14 protein-coding genes are annotated in these 17,456 nt (G+C 69.3%); 8 read left to right on the top strand and 6 right to left on the bottom strand.

Annotation, left to right across the window (positions count from 1 at the left end; genetic code table 11):
• The first annotated feature begins 22 nt into the window (after window positions 1–22).
• Window positions 23–895, top strand: coding sequence for an NAD(P)-dependent oxidoreductase (locus tag CDO87_RS21790; RefSeq protein WP_100930727.1), 873 nt, complete (start codon window positions 23–25; stop codon window positions 893–895).
• A gap of 218 nt (window positions 896–1,113) precedes the next feature.
• Here the strand turns inward: CDO87_RS21790 and CDO87_RS21785 are convergent, their stop codons facing one another.
• Both CDO87_RS21785 and CDO87_RS21780 read right to left on the bottom strand, forming a co-directional pair.
• Window positions 1,114–1,971, bottom strand: a complete 858-nt coding sequence (locus tag CDO87_RS21785) for an ATPase (RefSeq protein WP_100930726.1) — start codon at window positions 1,969–1,971, stop codon at window positions 1,114–1,116.
• 36 nt (window positions 1,972–2,007) lie between these two features.
• Window positions 2,008–2,922, bottom strand: a complete 915-nt coding sequence (locus CDO87_RS21780) for a DMT family transporter (protein ID WP_100930725.1) — start codon at window positions 2,920–2,922, stop codon at window positions 2,008–2,010.
• Window positions 2,923–3,179: 257 nt separating this feature from the next.
• Between CDO87_RS21780 and CDO87_RS21775 the strand changes: the two genes are divergently transcribed.
• Window positions 3,180–3,722: an AAA family ATPase gene (locus CDO87_RS21775; protein WP_100930724.1), complete on the top strand. Its 543-nt coding sequence runs from the start codon at window positions 3,180–3,182 to the stop codon at window positions 3,720–3,722.
• Window positions 3,723–3,892: 170 nt separating this feature from the next.
• Here CDO87_RS21775 and CDO87_RS21770 read toward each other — a convergent pair whose 3' ends face one another.
• The 4 genes from CDO87_RS21770 to CDO87_RS21755 form a co-directional block, all read right to left on the bottom strand.
• Complete coding sequence (locus CDO87_RS21770) at window positions 3,893–5,203, bottom strand: outer membrane protein transport protein (RefSeq protein ID WP_100930723.1); 1,311 nt, start codon at window positions 5,201–5,203, stop codon at window positions 3,893–3,895.
• A 168-nt stretch (window positions 5,204–5,371) separates the two neighbouring features.
• Window positions 5,372–6,262, bottom strand: a complete 891-nt coding sequence (locus CDO87_RS21765; RefSeq protein WP_100930722.1) for a DMT family transporter — start codon at window positions 6,260–6,262, stop codon at window positions 5,372–5,374.
• Between the two features lie 114 nt (window positions 6,263–6,376).
• Window positions 6,377–8,233: a phosphatidylglycerol lysyltransferase domain-containing protein gene (locus CDO87_RS21760; protein WP_100930721.1), complete on the bottom strand. Its 1,857-nt coding sequence runs from the start codon at window positions 8,231–8,233 to the stop codon at window positions 6,377–6,379.
• Window positions 8,234–8,465: 232 nt separating this feature from the next.
• Window positions 8,466–8,783, bottom strand: coding sequence for a DUF1476 domain-containing protein (locus tag CDO87_RS21755; RefSeq protein WP_100930720.1), 318 nt, complete (start codon window positions 8,781–8,783; stop codon window positions 8,466–8,468).
• Between the two features lie 337 nt (window positions 8,784–9,120).
• On the opposite strand from CDO87_RS21755, the gene purC reads away from it, so the two are divergent.
• The 6 genes from purC (at window position 9,121) to CDO87_RS21725 (ending at window position 17,446) form a co-directional block, all read left to right on the top strand.
• Window positions 9,121–9,882: a phosphoribosylaminoimidazolesuccinocarboxamide synthase gene (purC, locus tag CDO87_RS21750; protein WP_100930719.1), complete on the top strand. Its 762-nt coding sequence runs from the start codon at window positions 9,121–9,123 to the stop codon at window positions 9,880–9,882.
• Between the two features lie 326 nt (window positions 9,883–10,208).
• Window positions 10,209–12,314: a right-handed parallel beta-helix repeat-containing protein gene (locus CDO87_RS21745; RefSeq protein WP_198521784.1), complete on the top strand. Its 2,106-nt coding sequence runs from the start codon at window positions 10,209–10,211 to the stop codon at window positions 12,312–12,314.
• Between the two features lie 96 nt (window positions 12,315–12,410).
• Window positions 12,411–12,641: a phosphoribosylformylglycinamidine synthase subunit PurS gene (purS, locus tag CDO87_RS21740; RefSeq protein ID WP_100931079.1), complete on the top strand. Its 231-nt coding sequence runs from the start codon at window positions 12,411–12,413 to the stop codon at window positions 12,639–12,641.
• Window positions 12,642–12,787: 146 nt separating this feature from the next.
• Window positions 12,788–14,791 carry a methyl-accepting chemotaxis protein gene (locus tag CDO87_RS21735; RefSeq protein ID WP_254698244.1) on the top strand — a complete coding sequence of 668 codons (2,004 nt, stop codon included), beginning with the start codon at window positions 12,788–12,790 and terminating at the stop codon, window positions 14,789–14,791.
• A gap of 191 nt (window positions 14,792–14,982) precedes the next feature.
• Window positions 14,983–15,648: a phosphoribosylformylglycinamidine synthase subunit PurQ gene (purQ, locus tag CDO87_RS21730; protein WP_100930717.1), complete on the top strand. Its 666-nt coding sequence runs from the start codon at window positions 14,983–14,985 to the stop codon at window positions 15,646–15,648.
• 37 nt (window positions 15,649–15,685) lie between these two features.
• On the top strand, window positions 15,686–17,446 hold the full coding sequence (locus CDO87_RS21725; RefSeq protein WP_100930716.1) for an ATP-binding protein: 1,761 nt from the start codon (window positions 15,686–15,688) through the stop codon (window positions 17,444–17,446).
• The last annotated feature ends 10 nt before the right edge of the window (window positions 17,447–17,456 follow it).

Below are 17,456 nucleotides of genomic sequence, written 5' to 3'. Positions count from 1 at the left end.
AACCGGCGAATGGAGGCTGAGCATGGCGAAAGTTGCATTTCTGGGTCTGGGGGTGATGGGATACCCCATGGCGGGACACCTGGCAAAGGCCGGGCACGAGGTGACGGTCTACAACCGCACCGCCGCCAAGGCAGAGAAATGGGCCGCGGAACATGGCGGTGCATGGGCGCCGACCCCGCGCGAGGCGGCGAAGGGTGCGACCCTCGTGATGTCCTGCGTCGGCAACGACGACGACCTGCGCTCGGTCTGCCTTGGCGATGACGGCGCTTTTGCCGGGATGGACGCGGGCAGCATCTTCGTCGATCACACCACCGTGTCCGCCCAGGTCACCCGCGAACTGCACGCCGCCGCGGCAGAGAAGAACGTGGCCTTCGTCGACGCGCCGATCTCCGGCGGGCAGGCCGGGGCCGAGAACGGCCAGCTCGTGGTGATGTGCGGCGGCGAGGAAGACGCCTACGCCGAGGCGGAGACGGTCATCGACGCCTATTCCAAGCTCTGCAAACGGCTGGGCGAGAGCGGCTCGGGGCAGCTTTGCAAGATGGTCAACCAGATCTGCATCGCGGGGCTGGTGCAGGGCCTTTCCGAAGGGCTGCACTTTGCCGAGAAGGCGGGCCTCGACGGGCGCGACGTGGTCGACGTCATCGGTGGCGGCGCAGCGGGGTCCTGGCAGATGGTGAACCGCTACAAGACGATGCTCGACGGCCACTTCGAACACGGCTTTGCCACCGACTGGATGCGCAAGGACCTGGCCATCTGCCTGAAGACGGCGGAAGAAAACGGCGCCTCGCTGCCGGTGACGGCGCTGGTCGACCAGTTCTACAAGGACGTGCAGAACATGGGCGGCGGCCGCTGGGACACGTCCTCGCTCTTTGCGCGGCTGCGCAAGCTGGGCTGAGGGCTTTCGCCGGGCCTCCGGCCCGCCGACCCGCCGGGAGAGGCTCTGCCTCCCCCGGACCCCCTCCGAGGTACTTGAACCAAGATGAAGGGCGCTTGCGGCGCGGCGGCGATGGCTGACCGGCCCCGTGAGCCTTTGACCTTCATCTTGGCGCAAATACCTTCGGGGGTCCGGGGGCGAAGCCCCCGGCGTCTCGGCGCGCGTCAGCGCGGCGAAACTCAGGCGGGCAGCGCCTTTGCGATGACATCCTCGAAATCGGCGGCGGTGCGGACGCCGGACATGTCGGAGGCGTCGACGGTGATGCCCCATTTGTTGGCCATGCTCTCGTAGAGCGGCTGGCGGTGGGCCAGGGCCTGCGCGTAGGTCCAGCGGATGAAGGCGTCCGGGTCGACCCTGTCTTCGCTCTTGCCGGTTTCCTCGAGGTAGCGTGTCCAGGCGCTGGCGAGGAAATCGGGGCGGTAGGCCATGGGTTTCGGTGCGCGGTCGAAGCGGCGGATGAGGTCTTCGGTATGGGCGTCGGAGCCACGGACCCAGACCATCAGCGCAACCGAGGAGAGCGCGGTCAGGATCGGGTCATCGGCATCCTCCGGGTCCACCCATTCGCAGATCGAGCCGCCGGTGTCGCAGACGAAGTGCGGGTAGCCGTAGAGGTCCTGGGCGCGGTCGATGAAGTACTCGGTGTCCAGCAGCGCCAGCCGTTCGGCGCGTTCGAACTGGGCCTGGCGGCGGACGTATTCGTGCATGGCCAGGCCGCCGCGCTCCGGGTTGCCGGGCTTGCCGAGGTAGGTGGAGACCGGCGTCAGGTTGTTGAACGAGATGTTGGAGCCGATGTAGATCGAATCCGACAGCAGGAGGTCGCGCAGGAAGGGCACCTGCATGGCGTGCCGCTTGGCGTTGTCGACGATGTATTCGCCCATGTAGCGGGTGCCGATGCGGTAGTCGACGGAGTAGTGGAACCAGCCGCCGTCCTGCCTCAGGATGTTGGACACATGGGTCTTGCCCAGGCCCGACATGGCGAACAACACGACACGTTTGTTCGGCGCGTCGCGCCAGGCCTGGGCAGTGGGGTAGAGCATCGTGGGTCCTTCGCGCCGGTGTTCCGGCCCCGAGGCTTACGCGCGGCGCGAGGGCGCGTCAAACCCCAAGACCCTGCCGTCCAGCACCATCAGCCCCGCCGCCAGAAGCCCGAGGCCGGCGTAGGCGGTGGGGGCCAGGGTCTCGTCCCGGGCCCATGCGCCGAGGACGATGGCCACGGGCGGGATCAGCAGGGTGACGAGCAGGAGGTTCCCGGCGCCCGCCATGGCCAGCACGCGGTAGTAGAGCAGGTAAGCGAAGGCCGTCGCCACCAGCGCGTAGTAGAGCACGCCGGTCCAGCCTTTCGCGGTGAGGGCGAGGTCCGGGATGCCCTCGGCGGCGAGCGCGAGCGGGGCCATGACCAGCGTCGCGCCGGTCAGCATGCCGCAGGCGTTGACCAGCGGCGGCAGCTTGCCGAGCCTCGCCCGCGCCCAGGCGGAGGCGCAGGCGTAGGACAGCGTGCCCGCCACCACGGCCAGTTGCGCCAGCGAGCCCGGGTCGATCTTCAGCAGGTCCTGCGGGCCGATGGCGGTGACGACGCCGGCGAAACCCAGGGCCACGCCCGTGGCCTTGCGCGCGGTCAGCCGTTCGTCGGCAAAGACCAGTGCCGCGACGAGGACGCCGAAGATCGCTGTGGTGGCGTTCAGGATCGAGGTCAGCCCGGTGGGGATGTGCAGCTGCCCCCAGGCCATCAGCGAAAAGGGGATGGCGTTGTTGAGGCAGCCCATGACCAGGAGCGCGCCCCAGGTGCGGGCGTTGCGCGGCAGCGGCAGGCGGCGCCAGAGCACCACGGGCCAGAGCACGGCGGCTGCAAGGCCGGTGCGCAGGAGGACGGAGGTGAGCGGTCCGATCTCGTCCAGCGCGGTGCGGATGGCGAGGAAGGAGCCGCCCCAGATCAGCGCGAGGAGAAGGAGTTCGGCCCACGCGCGGGTGGAGAGCGAGGTCTGGGTCATGCCTCCTGCCTAGCGGCGGGCGGGCGTGGCCGCGATCCGAAGCTTGCTCAAAACGGGTAAGACCGGGGCATGCGGTCGCGGGGATCTGGGGCGCCTGGCGTTTGGATGGTGCGGTTTCTTGGGCCAGAGGCAGGCGTTGTGTGCGGAGGGGTGCGGTGACGGTTGAAGGGGTACGTTTGCCTCGGGGCCTTGGTTCTTTGTGGCTGTCCTCTTTTGGGTGCGGCATCGGTTAAAACGGAAAAGGAAAGGAGAGACCTGTGAGTGAGAGGTTCATCCTGCTGACGGGCTGTTCGGGCGGCGGGAAGTCGACGCTGTTGGACGCCCTTGGCGAGGCGGGTTTTGCGACCGTGCCCGAGCCGGGGCGGCGCATCGTGGCGGAGGAGATGGCGGGCGACGGGAGGGCCTTGCCCTGGGTCGACATGAAGGCCTTTGCCGGGCGGGCGGTGGCGATGGCGCGGGCCGACCTGGAGGCCGCGCGCCACCTCGACGGGACGGTCTTCTTCGACCGGGGGCTGGTCGACGCGGCGGTTGCGCTGGCGCATGCCGGCGGTCCGTCCGTGCGGGAGACGCTGGGCGACGCGCAGGCCTATGCGGAGCAGGTGCTTGTCGTGCCGCCCTGGCCGGAGATCTTTGCCGGAGATGCCGAGCGCCGGCACGGATTCGATGCGGCGGTGGCGGAACATGAGCGTATAATCGGTGCCCTCGGCGATCTTGGGTACAGGGTGCTTGAGGTGCCGCGCGTGCCGGTGCCGGAACGGGTGGCGTTCGTGTTGCGGGCGTGCGGGGCGGATCAGGAGTGAGCTGCCGGGTGTGCGGCCTCGGGACCGGGCAGATACGGGCGTGGACACGCGTCTGCCGCGAACCTGATCCGGGGGCGGAATGAGCGAACGTCCCCGGCAGAGGCGTGGCGCAAAACGAAGGCCCGGAGCGCGGGACGCTCCGGGCCTTTTTCATGTGCGTGACATCCCGATCAGAAGGTCAGCTTGGCCGAGATGCCGATGCCGACTGCGTGGTTGTCGGAGAAGTTCGCCACGGGACGGCCTGCGACCTCTGCGGTGGCGTCGCCCAGCCAGGAGTAGTTGACCCCGCCCGAAACCTGCAGCGCGCCGTCGGTCCAGCGGCCGCCGAGCGAGATGCCCTTCAGCCCGTTGGTCGGCCCGAGGGGGGAAACGAGGTCTCCGGTCTCGGGTTCGTAGATCAGCGTGGCGGAGCCCGCCAGCTTGTCAGAGAAGCGGCGCGCGACGCCGAGGGTGTAACGCTCTTGGTCGTCGAGGTTCACGAGGTCGGACTGCAGGAAGGTCGGCACGAGATCGACCGCGGAATACTCCACCCAGCGGTAGGAGGCGGTCAGCAGCGTGCCCTCGGCGATGCCGGTCTGCGCTTCGAGGTTGAAGCTGCGCGGCGTCACGAATTCGACCGTTCCGTTGGTGGTGATGCCGTAGACGCTCTCCACCGTGTCGGCCTCGTGCTCGGTCTCGAAGCGGTAGGTGCCGGAGACGCGCAGGCCGATTTCCGGGATCTCGTAGGCGGCGCCGATCAGGTAGTTCGGCTCCGTCGTGGCGTCCATGTCGAAGCTGTAGCCGCCGGTGGCGTTGAAGCCGCCCACGGCCGAGGCGAAGCTCGACACCAGCGTGTTGCCGGCGGTCGGGTTGCCGGTGGCCGCGTAACGCGCGTTCAGCGCGGCAATCGGCGCGAAGTTCCCGGCGTTGGCGGCCGCGGCGGCGCCGCCGACCTCCTGTGCGGTGACGGGCTGCAGGCCGGTTCCGGCGATCGCCCCGTTGAAGACGCGCGCGGTTCCTGCGGCAGAGATCGCCTGCGCATAGGCCTGGCCGTTCAGGTCGACGGAGGCGTCGATGCGCTGCACGCCCATGCCCGCGAAGACGCTGATGCGGTCGCTGATCTTGTAGCGCCCGACGAAGGTGGCCGCGACGGAGTTCAGGTCGGCGGTGGTGCCGCCCAGCATCGTGGTCAGCGGGTCGCTGTCGTAGTCGATGTCGACGCCATACGGATGATCGAAGATCACCGAGAAGTTGAACTTCTCGCCCGCGTCCTTGGTGAAGGTGACGCTGCCCTGCGAGTAGGTCACGCCGGCGTCGTAGCTGCCGCCTCCGGAGATGTCCTCACCGGACAGGTGCGGTACGACGACGCCGAAGCTGAGCGTCGTGGTCCCGTCCGCGTCGAAGATCGACGAGATGCCCTGGTTCGAGCGGTCGAGTCCGGCTGCGTATGCGGATGTGGTGCCGAGGGCCAGCAAGGCTGCCCCGGTTGCGAGTGTTTTCATGTGTCTCCTCCTCCCAGAGTGCGGGAAGTCCCCTGTGAAGACGGTAGTCAGGGGGGGAGCCTTCAATCAATCAGTGACGGAACGTCACATAATCCGTGGCGCACGCAGCGTCACGAATATGTAACAGGTCCGTGGGTTGAAAATCGTTAACGGCGATGGCGCAAAGGCTTAACCGGGGGCGCGGCTCACGGCCTCGGCACGGTTGGCGCGCGTTTCGTAGCGGATGTTGAGGTAGTTGGCGCTGAAGATGATCGCCGCGCCGATCAGCACGAAGGGATCGAGCGGCTCGGCATAGAGCAGCGCGCCGACCAGCGCGATCACCGGCAGGCGGGCGAAGTCGATGGGCATGACGACGGTCGCCGGTGCCAGCGAGAGCGCGGTGGTCAGGCAGAAGTGCGCCACGAGCCCGGCGCAGGCGATGACCACGACCCAGGGCCAGCTTTCGGCCTGCGGGAAGGAGATGTCGCCGTCGAAGCCCGCGCAGACGAGGCCGAACACCGCCTGCATCACGGTCAGCCAGAAGAGGATGCAGGTGATGCTTTCGGTGCGGGTCAGCAGGCGGGTGAAGACCGCCGACCCGGCAAAGCCTATGGCCGCGAGTGCCGCGGTGAGCTGGCCGAACTGGAGCGTGTCGGGCGCCGGGCGGGTGACGATCAGGATGCCGATGAAGCCCGCCGCGGCGGCGAGGATGCGGTTCTTCGTCAGCCGCTCGCCCAGGATCAGCGGGCTCATGAGCATGACCCAGAACGGCAGGGTGAATTCCAGCGCGAAGACCTGCGCCAGCGGGATCACGGTGATCGAGTAGAACCACAGGTTCTGCCCGGCGAAGTGGCAGACGTTGCGCACGGCGTGCAGGTGCATCGACCGGGTGGTGATCTGGTGGCGGGTGCGGGCGAGGCTTGCGACCGACAGCACGATGACGATGCCGATCACCGACCGGAAGAGCATGATCTCGAAGGTGTCGAGGTCGAGGCTGACGGCGCGCCCGGCGACGGCCATGGTCGTGAAGGAAGCGATTGCCCCTGTCATCCAGAGGCAGCCGCGCAGTGTATCGTTCATGGAAGCCTCCCGGGACCTTGCGCGCATCTGTGCAGAGTGCGGCGGGATTGTCCATGCCCCGGGGGAGGTTATGGGATGTGGAGGGCGGTCCGCCCGCGGGCCCGGCGCCCCGGCTTAGCTGGCGCGGCGGCAGGCGGGGAGCGCCGCGTCGGGCCGTGCGTCGACCAGCGCGTCGAGCGACCAGAGGTCGTGCGTGCTGCGGCGGAGCGGCGCGGGGTACACGATGGCGCGGCGGATGTCGGCGGCGGCGAGCGCCAGCTGCACCGCGTCCGGCGCGCTGATGTAGAGCGGCCGCCAGCGCGGCGCGAAGCTGGCCTTGAAGCGGGTGAGCCCGGCGCAGTCCTTCAGCCGTCCCGGCAGCGCGGGATGGGGCAGGGCGGCGAGGCTCACCTCTGCGATCCCCTGGGCGCGGGCGTGGGCGATGACCGCCTGCACCAGCCCGTGCATGGTGCCCTGCGGGGTCTCGGCCTCGTGCCGGACGAGGTCGAGGCTGAGCGCGCCGCCGGTCTGCAGCCAGCTTGTGAAGGCGATGAGGCGGCCCTTGTGCCAGGCCCCGAAGAGCGGCTTGTCCGACAGGTAGAGCGGGCAGAAGCGGCCCATGGTCAGCCCGCGTTCGGCGCCGTGGCTGTCTTCCCAGGCGCAGTGGATCTCGGTCAGGCGCGCCCAGTCGGGGGCGGCAATCGGGCCGAAGGTCAGCCCGGCCCCCTCGGCCTTGCGCAGGAAGCGTCGAAGCTGGCGGTGATCGGGGCCGGAGAGGTCGTGGCGGGCGGTGTCGATCACCGCCTCCACGGCGAAGGCGGCCATCTGCCAGCCGGCGCGGCGGGCGGTCACCGCGTCGCGCGCGGTCAGCTTGTAGAGGCAGGGCAGGCGGTTCTCGTCCCGGGCGGCGCGGCGCAGCGCGGGCAGGAGCGGCGCCAGCGGCCCCTCCACCGCGCCGAGGAACAGCGTCAGCGTCTGCGGCGTGCGCAGGGCCGTGCCCTCGGACTGCAGGGTGGCGATGGCGCGGTGATCGGCCTGCGCGGCGATGGGCAGCTCGGCCCGCGGTCCAAGCGACAACCGGGGCCTGAGCGGCACGGCGGCGCGCTGGCGCTGCGGCGGGGACAGCAGCGCATAGGCGGCGCCGAGGATGCAGGGCACGGCGTAATAGACCATGCGGAAGGCGATCAGCGCGGCGGCCAGTTCCGGCGTGGCGGTGCCGGGCAGGAGCGTCACCAGCGCCAGTTCGAACGGGCCGACGCCGCCGGGCGTGCCGCCGATCATCCCGGCACCGAGGGCGAGGGTGAAGGTGGCGATCAACACCGGCAGCGGCGGCGCGATCTCAGGCGGCAGCATCAGGTCCAGCGCCAGCCCGGCAAAGAACACGTCGCAGCCCGCGAGCGCGACCATGTGCAGGAAGGCGGGGATGCTGGGCAGCTCAACCTGCCTGCCGAACAGGGTCGGGCGCGGAAGGGTGAAGAGCAGGGCAGAGACGGCGGCCAGCGCCAGCGGCAGGAGGAGAAGGCCCAGCCAGGCCCGCCCGGCCAGCACGGGCACGGCCAGCGTCAGCGCGATCACCCCCCAGGCCGCGAAGAAGCCCAGCGTGACGAAGCCGGTGATGCGCAGCACGGTGCCGCGCCCGAGGCCGGGCATCAGCCGCCAGCGCAGCGCCGCGCCCACCGCAGGCCCGAAGCCGGTGGTCTGGCCCACGGCGATGGCGGTGGCCCCGGCGCGCCGCGCCGCCCGGTCCGGGCGCCCGGTGCGGAAATGCCGGTGCGCGGTCACGTCGTACTGCGCCACGGCCCAGAAACTGACGGCGGCGGCCAGCGCGGCCCCCACCCAGCGCCAGGGCGCGATGGAGGTGAAGGCCTCGCTGACGGCGGCCCAGTCCAGCGACTGCGCCTTCTGCCAGAGCACCCCGGCCAGCACGAGGCCCAGGACAAGGGGAAGTACCCGGCGCACCGCATCCGGTGCGCGCAGAAAGATGCTGTTCACTGTGCCTGCTCCACTCGCCCCCGGTGTCACGCTGGCAACGGTGCTAGGCGCAAAACCTTAACGCAGGCTTCGGAATATCGCCATTCGGGTGAATTATCGCGCGCGTCGTGAACGCGCCCCGGTCAGGGCGGGCTTGGGCCGGGTCCACTTTACCCCAGCGACAAAAGAAAAGGGCGCGCCGGCCGGAACCGTGCGCGCCCCTGAAATCCGCCGGAAAACCGGGGACCGGCCGTCAGTCGGCCTCTTTCATGATCTGGTCCTTGGCGACGGCCACGAGGGCGGAGCGCTTGGCGCGGATCTCGTCCTCGGTCGCCTTGTCGCCCAGATCGGCCACGACCTTGCGGATCACGTCGTCATGGCCCGCTTCCTCGAAATCCGCCTTCACGACCTCGATGGCATAGGCATTGGCGTCGTCGCCGGTCTTGCCCAGGAGTTCCGCGGCCCAGAGGCCCAGAAGCTTGTTGGTGCGCGCCTCGGCCTTGAACTGCATCTGCTGGTCGTGGGCGTACTTGTTCTCGAACGCGTTCTCGCGGTCATCGAAGGTGGTCATGGCTCTCGCTCCCTTGGGGAAAGTGGGTCGGGAACGGGTATGCCGTCCCGCGTGCCCCGGCGCAAGCGGCAGTTGGTCCCGCAGGCGCCGGTTTTGCGCTACCGACGGCGATCCTGCGCGGAAAACCCCGGCCTGACACAAGCGATCCAACGGCGCGCCCCGCGGCGCACATCCTGTCCCGGCACCGGCCTCCGGCCCTGTGCCCCGCGCGGGGCGGGGGCGCGGGGAACGCCCCGTTCGCGACGTGGCGGCACTTGCGGCGCTGGCGCGGGCGTCGTATGACGACGGGCAAGCACCGCGCCCCGAGCGCGGTTTTCCCGTTTGTGAAAGGGGCCCCATGGCACGCCGCAAGAAGATTTACGAAGGCAAGGCGAAGATCCTGTACGAAGGCCCGGAACCGGGCACGATCGTCCAGTATTTCAAGGACGACGCCACCGCCTTCAACGCGCAGAAGAAGGACGTGATCGAGGGCAAGGGCGTGCTGAACAACCGCCTGAGCGAGTTCTTCATGACCGGCCTCAACAACGTCGGTGTGCCCACGCACTTCATCAAGCGGCTCAACATGCGCGAACAGCTCGTCCGCGCCGTCGAGATCATCCCGCTCGAGATCATCGTGCGCAACTACGCCGCGGGCTCGCTCTCGAAACGCCTCGGCATCGAGGAGGGCACGGCCCTTCCCCGTCCGATCGTGGAATACTGCTACAAGGACGACAAGCTGGGCGACCCGCTGGTCACCGAAGAGCACATCGCCGCCTTCGGCTGGGCCAGCCAGCAGGACATGGACGACATCCTCGCCCTTGCTCTGCGGGTGAACGACTACCTTTCCGGCCTGATGTACGGCGTGGGCATCAAGCTCGTCGACTTCAAGATCGAGATCGGGCGGGTCTACGACGGCGATTACCAGCGGCTGATCGTGGCGGACGAGATCTCGCCCGATTCGTGCCGTCTGTGGGATCTCGAAACCGGCCAGAAGCTCGACAAGGACGTGTTCCGCCAGGACCTGGGCAACCTTGCCGACGCCTATACCGAGGTGGCGCGCCGTCTGGGTGTCATGCCGAAGCAAAGCACGCACATGGCAAAGCCCAAGCTGATCAACTGAGGCAAGGGCGCGCAGGCGCCCGCGCCCCCGCCGCGCCGCCGCGCCAACAGCGGACGGCCCGGCCAAGGGACCAAGGACAGAAGGCGGCCCGCAAAAGGGCCGCCTTTTCCATGCCCGCCAGCCGGAGACACCCCCGCTTCTTTGCTTCGGAAATACTCCGGGGGTCCGGGGGCAGCGCCCCCGGCGGATCGCTGCCGCAGGCAGCGAAACCGCACGCGCCACACCCGCCACGCAACACCCGGTATTCATCCCTTGGCCGCGCCACGTACCTCGGGTTAGCCTTCCCGCAGCCATTTTCCCGCAACCGCATTCACAGGCCCGTTCCCATGCCGCAGATCGCCCGCCGCGCCGCCGCCCTCTGGCTCCTCCTCGCGGCCACGGCCGTCCCGGCGCAGGAGGGGCCCGCCGCCTTCGATCCGGCGGACTTCGGGCGCATCGTGATCCAGCCGCGGCAGAGCGCGGGCGGCCCGGTGCTGGAACAGGCCTTCGGCAACTACCAGAACGAGCCGGTGATCGGCTACGGCGCCGCCAGCCCGGTGGTGCGGCTCGGGCGGCCCGTGGGGCGGCTCGACATGAAGTTCCGCGATGGCAGGACCGGCTTCTGCACCGCCTTCCTTGTCGGCGGCGGGCACATCCTGACCAACCACCACTGCGTGCAGGGGATGGACGGCGATCCGGCCGGGGCGGACAGCGGGCTCGAGGCGGCGCAACTTGTGCTGGGCTACGTCGACCCCGGCAATGTCGAGCAGGTCGAGTTGTTCGAGGTCGCCGCCGAGATCGTGGAGACCAGCCGCGCGCTCGATTACTCCGTCCTGACGGTGCGCGGCGCGCCCGAAGACCGTTACGGCATCATGGAGCTGGCCGATGCCGATCCCGAAAGCGGCGAGTTCCTCTGGATCATCGGCCACCCGCAGGGGCAGGCGCAGCACATCTCGCGCGAGGGGTGCGCGGCGGCGACGCCAGCGGTGTCGCGCGAAGGCAAGCTCATGCACTCCTGCGACACGCTCGGCGGCAACTCCGGCTCGCCGGTCATGCGGCTGACCGACAAGCGGGTCGTCGGGCTGCACCACGCGGGCGACAGCCGCAGCGGTTATAACATGGCGATCCCGATGCGCGCGATCCTCGCCGCCAGCACGGTGCTGCGCGCCGCGGACGGCACAGGCACGCCGCAGCCGCCCGCCACGCCGGACGGGGCGCAGTGCAGCACTCTCTGGCAAGAGGCGCGCAGGGTGGGTTGCGCGGGTTACGAGGCCTATCTGGATGCCTGCGGCGGCCATGTCTTCGCCGGGATGGCGCGGCGGCAGGCGGCGCGGGAGTGCACGCAGGCCGGGCCAGCGCGGACGCCTCAAGCCCCCGGTGCGCTGGTGGTCGATGCGGCGGGCGGCGGTGGCTACACCGATCTGGCCCAGGCCCTTCGCGCCGCCTCCGAGGGCGCGGTGATCGAGCTTTACCCCGGCACCTATCGCGGCGGGATCGAGGTCTCCCGCCCGCTTTCCATCGTCGGGCGGGGCGCGCCGGGCGAGGTGGTGCTCCTCGCCGAAGGCAGCCCGGCGGTGGTCTGGACGGCCACGGGCGGCGGCATGGACGGCATCACGATCCGCCACCGGGACAGCGCCTCGGCGGCGGTGGAGGTGACGCGCGGCGCCCTGACGCTGGAGCGCACGACCATCGACAGCGACGGTCTGGCAGCGGTGCGCCTGCGCGACGACCGGGGCTCGGTCCTGCGCCGCAACACGGTTCTCGCGGGCGCGGCGCGGGGCATTCTCGTGGAGGGCGGCGCGCCTGTCGTCGAGGATAACGAGGTCCGGGGCGCACATCTTGCGGGGTTCGAGGCGGGCCGCGATGCCCGGCCGGAGGTGCGCGGCAACGCCTTCCTCGACGGGCGCGGGTCCGGCATCCTCGTGACCGCGGGCGGCGGCGGTGTTTACGAGGACAACCGGATCGAGGGCAACGGGCTTGCGGGCATCGAACTGGTGGCCAGCGCCCGGCCCGATGTGCGCGGCAACGTCATCCGCGGCGGCGGGCAGAGCGGCATCATGGTCACCGATGGCGCCACCGCCCGGATCGAGGGCAACCGCATCTCCGGCACCGCCATGGCCGGGGTGGAGATCCGCGAGGGCGCCGCACCCGAGGTCTTCGGCAACGACATCCGCGACGGCGCGCAATCGGGCATCTACGTGCATTCCGGCGGCGGCGGCGTCCTTCAGGACAACCATCTGGACGGCAACGCCTTTCACGGGCTCTCGGTCAAGGGCAGGGGCCGGCTGATCGTGCGCGGCAACACCTTCCGGGGCAATGTCCACGCCGCGATCCGCATCCGGGAGGGCGGCGGCGGCACCTATGAGGCCAACGATCTGGCGGGCAACGCGGGCGGCGGTTTCGTCATCGAACCCGACGCAGGGACCGTCCTGCGGCAGGGCAACCGCGAATGAGCGCCTTTCCTGCTTGCATTTCCGCCCGCGATGTCGTTCCACCCCCCGCAAGGCCGGACGGGGTCCGGGCCATGACCACATGAGGGGATGACCGAGATGAAGGTGCGCGTGTTCGTGATGCTCAAGACCGGGGTTCTGGATCCGCAGGGCGAGGCGGTGCGCCACGCGCTTGGCGCCCTCGGCTTCGACGGCGTGCAGGGCGTGCGCCAGGGCAAGGTCATCGAGCTGGAGCTGGCCGACGGCACGTCCGAGGCGACCGTGACCGAGATGTGCGAGAAGCTGCTCGCCAACACGGTGATCGAGAGCTACCGGATCGAGATGCTCTGACCCGGGCGCGCCGTTTCGGGCGCGGTCCATTGGGTCGATCTGACTCGATTTTTTCGAATTTTGTCGGCGCCGGAGAGGGGCCGGCAACCTGCGCTTAAAGGTTTGCGTGCAATCCAGCCATGGCATCCACCAGGCTGGAGACAGACATGCGCAGGCTTAGCAAATCCCTGAGAATCACCCTGGCCGCGGGTTTCACCGCGCTGCTTATGCTGGTCTGCGGGGGGCTTTTCTTCGCCTTCGAGATCCAGAGCCGCAACAGCACGGTGGAGGCGGCGCAGACCCGGCAGAATGCCTCCCTGCGGGTGCTGGTCTTCGAGTTCATGGACCATTTCCCGGGGATCGACGTGGACCTGGCCGAGGACGGCAGCATCGCGGCGGTGCGCTGGGACGGGCTCACGGTGCCCGAGACGCACGACCTGATCGACACGGTGGGCCGGATTTCGGGCGAGACGGCGACGCTTTTCGAATGGGTGCCGGAAGAGGGCGATTTCATCCGCCGCACCACCAACATCGTGAAGCCGGACGGATCGCGCGCCGTGGGCACCTGGCTGGGCAAGGACAACCCGGTGCACGCCCGAATGCTGGAGCGGCAGACCTTCCGGGGGGAGGCGGTGATCCTCGGCAAGCCCTATTTCACGGTCTACCAGCCCGTTCTCGACGCCGATGACAACGTGATCGGCATCCTCTACGTGGGCGTCGACCGCGGCGCGGTCGAAAAGAAGGTGACGGAGCGGATGCTGATCGGCCTCGGGGCCTCTGCTCTGGCCGTCGTCGGCGGCATCATTGCGATGCTGATGATGCTGGGCTGGGCCCTGCGCCCGATGTCGCAGATCACCGCGCGGCTCGAATCGATGGCCGACGGAGAGCTGGAGGAGCCGGTGCCGCACACCGACCGCCCGGACGAACTGGGCACCACGGCGCAGGTGGTCGAGGATTTCCGCCAGCAGCTGAAGGACGCCCGCGCCGCCGAGGCCCGCAGCGCGGAGGCGCGCGTCATCCAGGACCGCGTCGTGGCCGCCATGCGCAAAGGGCTGGAGACGCTGTCGAAGCGCGACCTGACCGCGCGGATCGAGATGGATTCGGTGCCCGCGGAATACGCCGCCCTCCGTCGCGATTTCGACAACGGCATGAAGAGCTTGGCCGACGCGCTCCAGCAGGCCGATGGCGTGGCGGCGAACGTGCGCTCCGCCGCGTCGGAGATCGGCACCACCTCCGACGAACTGGCCCGCCGGGTCGAACTGCAGGCGGCGACGCTGATGCAGTCGGCGGAGGCGCTGAACAGCCTGACCTCCACCAGCCGCGAGATCGCCGACAACGTGGAACAGGCGAACGGCCTGGCCGCCCGGTCGCGCGAGCTGTCGGACGAGAGCGGGCAGGTGGTGCGCGACGCCATCGCCGCGATCAACCGGATCGAGGAGGCGTCGGACAAGATCAACCAGATCATCACCGCCATCGACGACATCGCCTTCCAGACCAACCTTCTGGCGCTGAACGCGGGTGTGGAGGCGGCGCGGGCCGGGGAGGCGGGCAAGGGCTTTGCCGTGGTCGCCTCCGAGGTGCGGGGGTTGGCCCAGACGGCGGCCAATTCCGCGCAGGAGATCAAGGCGTTGATCCTCGCCTCGGGCGCGGAGGTGAGCGAGGGCAGCCGGCTGGTGCAGAAGACGGGCACATCGCTGAGCGAGGTGCAGGAGCAGGTGGAAAGCCTTGGCCAGCTGATTTCCAATATCGCCGGGGCGGTGCGCGTGCAGGCGGACGGGCTGGCTGACATCAACGAGGGCGTGCAGCGGCTGGAAGGTGCCACGCAGGAGAACGCCGCCATCGTCGAGGAGCTGAACGCCGCGGGGCAGAGCCTGAACATCGAGGCGGAGCAACTGTCGGAAAGCATGGGGCTGTTCCACCACGGCGGTCCGCGGCTGGGCGGGCAGTCCGGCGGGGCGGCCAGCTTGCCGGTGTCGAAGCCGAAGGCGGCGAAACCGGCGGTGGTCGAGGCCGGGACTTCCGGATCGTGGGAGGACGCGGCGCCGCAGGCCCCGGAACGACCCGCGCCCGAGGTCCGCAAGGTGGCGGTGAACGAACGGCCCGCGCCCAAACACGCACCGGCACCAAGGGGCGGCGTCGCCACGAGCCAGGGCTGGGAAGAGGAATTCTGACGCATCCCGAGGCAGCCTGACGATGCCGCACGTCCGGGACGCGCACAGCCTGCGTCCCGGGCATTCCATTGTCCGGCAATTGTGCTAGGAAGCGCGCGAACCAGAGTGGCCGGACCGCCGAGTCGGTGCCGTGCCCTGTCTCTCAGACGGGTCCCTGCGCCGGACCCGACCCCGCGTGGAAAGGACTGCCGATGAAAGCCGCCGTGATCGTCTTCCCGGGATCGAACTGCGACCGCGACATGGCCTGCGCCTTCGAGAACGCCGGCCTCTCGGTCGAGATGGTCTGGCACAAGGACACGGCCCTGCCGCAGGGCGTCGACATCGTCGGCGTGCCGGGGGGCTTCTCCTTCGGCGACTACCTGCGCTGCGGCGCCATCGCGGCCAATGCCCCGATCATCGGCGCGGTGCGCGCGCATGGCGAGCGGGGCGGCTACGTGCTTGGCGTCTGCAACGGCTTCCAGGTGCTGACGGAGACCGGCCTGCTGCCCGGCGCGCTGCTGCGCAACGCCGGGCTGAAGTACATCTGCCGCACCATCGGGCTGAAGGTCGAGGGCGAGAGCGTCTACACCGACGGCTATGGCGCGGACAGCACGCTGGCGCTGCCGATCGCGCATCACGACGGCAACTATTTCGCCGACGACAAGACGCTCGACATGCTGGAGGGCGAGGGCCGCGTGGCTTTCCGCTACACCGACAACCCGAACGGGTCGGCCCGCGACATCGCGGGGGTCCTGTCGGAGAACCGCCGCGTGCTGGGCATGATGCCGCACCCGGAGCGGGCGGCGGAAGCCGCCCACGGCAACGAGGACGGTGCGCGCCTTTTCGCCCATCTGACCGGTGCCCTGACCGCAGCCTGACTTGAGCGCACAACCGCGTCAGCCTATCCTGCGCGGCATGGTCGCCAAGGACACTTCGCCAACGTTGCGCCGTGCGGGCCCGTTTTCGGGCCGCGCGCGGATCGCCCTAGTGCTGCTGCTCATGGGGGCGGTCGGCACTGTCTGGGTGACCAACTGGCTGCTGACCGAGCGCTTCACCGAGACGACGCGCAACCGGGCGGAGCTGCGGCTGGCGCTCTATTCCGGCAACCTGATCTCGGAACTGCGGCGCAACGCCATCGTGCCGGAGCTTCTGGCCCGCGACAAGGCGCTGATCGACGCGCTCAATGCGCAGGATTATGCCCAGTCCTCGCAGCGGCTGATCTCTTTCGTGGACGAAATCGGCGCCGCTTCGCTCATGCTTCTGGACCGCGAGGGGCGCAGCGTGGCCGCGACAGACCGCAACCGGCTGGGCGAAAGCCACCGGACGGCGCCCTATTTCCTCGATGCGGTGCGCACCAACGCGACCGTCTTTACCGAGATCGAGCGCGAGGCCGGGGGCTTCCGCTTCACCTATTCCCGGCGGATGGAATCGGGCGGCGACACGGTGGGCGTGATCGTGGTGGAGGTCGACCTGGCGAAGTTCGAACGCGCCTGGGCCGGGATCTCGGACGCTGTCATGGTGACCAACTCCAGCGGGGTGATCGTGCTGGCGACGGAACCGCGCTGGCGCGGCATGACCCCTGAAGAGGCGCTGGAACAGCAGAGCGACGACGGCGCCATCGAACGGGCCATCGCCGCCGCCGCCGACTGGACCGCCAGCACGGCCGACGCCTACCTGCGCGGCGACGCGGTGCTCAGGATCGACGGGCGCATCCCGTTCCGTGGCTGGACGCTGTCGACCTTCACCACCTATTCCAGCGTGCGCGAACGGGTGAACGCGGTTTTGGCGTTGGAAATCATGGGCTTCGCGATCCTCGCGGCGCTGGTGTTCTACGCGCTCTCGCGCAAGACGGCGCTGCGGATGGCGCTGTTCCAGCGGGACGCAAACGAGCTGCGGGCGCTGAACGCCCGGCTCCAGCGCGAGATCGCGGAACGCGAGAAGGTGCAGAAGAACCTTGCCGTGGCGGAGCAGTCGCTGGCGCAGTCCTCGAAGCTCGCCGCGCTTGGCGAAATGTCGGCGGCCGTCAGCCACGAATTGAACCAGCCGCTCGCCGCGATGAAGACCTACCTTGCGGGCGCGCGGCTGCTCCTGCGGCGCAACCGGCCGGACGAGGCGCTGACCGCCTTCCACCGGATCGACGACCTGATCGAGCGGATGGGCGCGATCACCCGGCAGCTCAAGGGCTTCGCCCGCAAGGGGCAGGAGACCTTCAGCCCGGTCGACATGGGGGAGGCGCTGGCCTCTTCGCTGTCGATGATGGAACCGCAGCTGAAATCGCGCCGCGTGAAGATCACGCGGCTGCTGCCGGACTCGCCCGTGAAGGTCATGGGCGACCGGATGCGGATCGAGCAGGTCCTCGTGAACCTCTTGCGCAACGCGCTGGATGCCACCAAGTCAGTGGACGATCCGCAGGTCGAGATTATCTTGGCAGCAGGAGAGACCGCGACATTGAGCGTGCGGGACAACGGCGACGGGATCGAGGATCTCGATGCCCTGTTCGAGCCGTTCTATACGACCAAGGCCCCGGGCGACGGGGTCGGGCTGGGTCTGGCGATCTCGTCGGGAATCGTGTCGGAGCTGGGCGGACGCCTGACCGCGCGCAACGGCGAGGACGGCGGCGCGGTGTTTGAAATGCAATTGCCCGTTCTGAACGCGGCATCGGAAGCAGCCGAATGACGGGCCACCC

The organism is Sagittula sp. P11 (genome assembly GCF_002814095.1).
Classification (GTDB): Bacteria; Pseudomonadota; Alphaproteobacteria; order Rhodobacterales; family Rhodobacteraceae; genus Sagittula.
The sequence above is the reverse complement of the archived record's forward strand: the minus strand, read 5'-3'. Positions and strand labels throughout refer to the sequence as shown.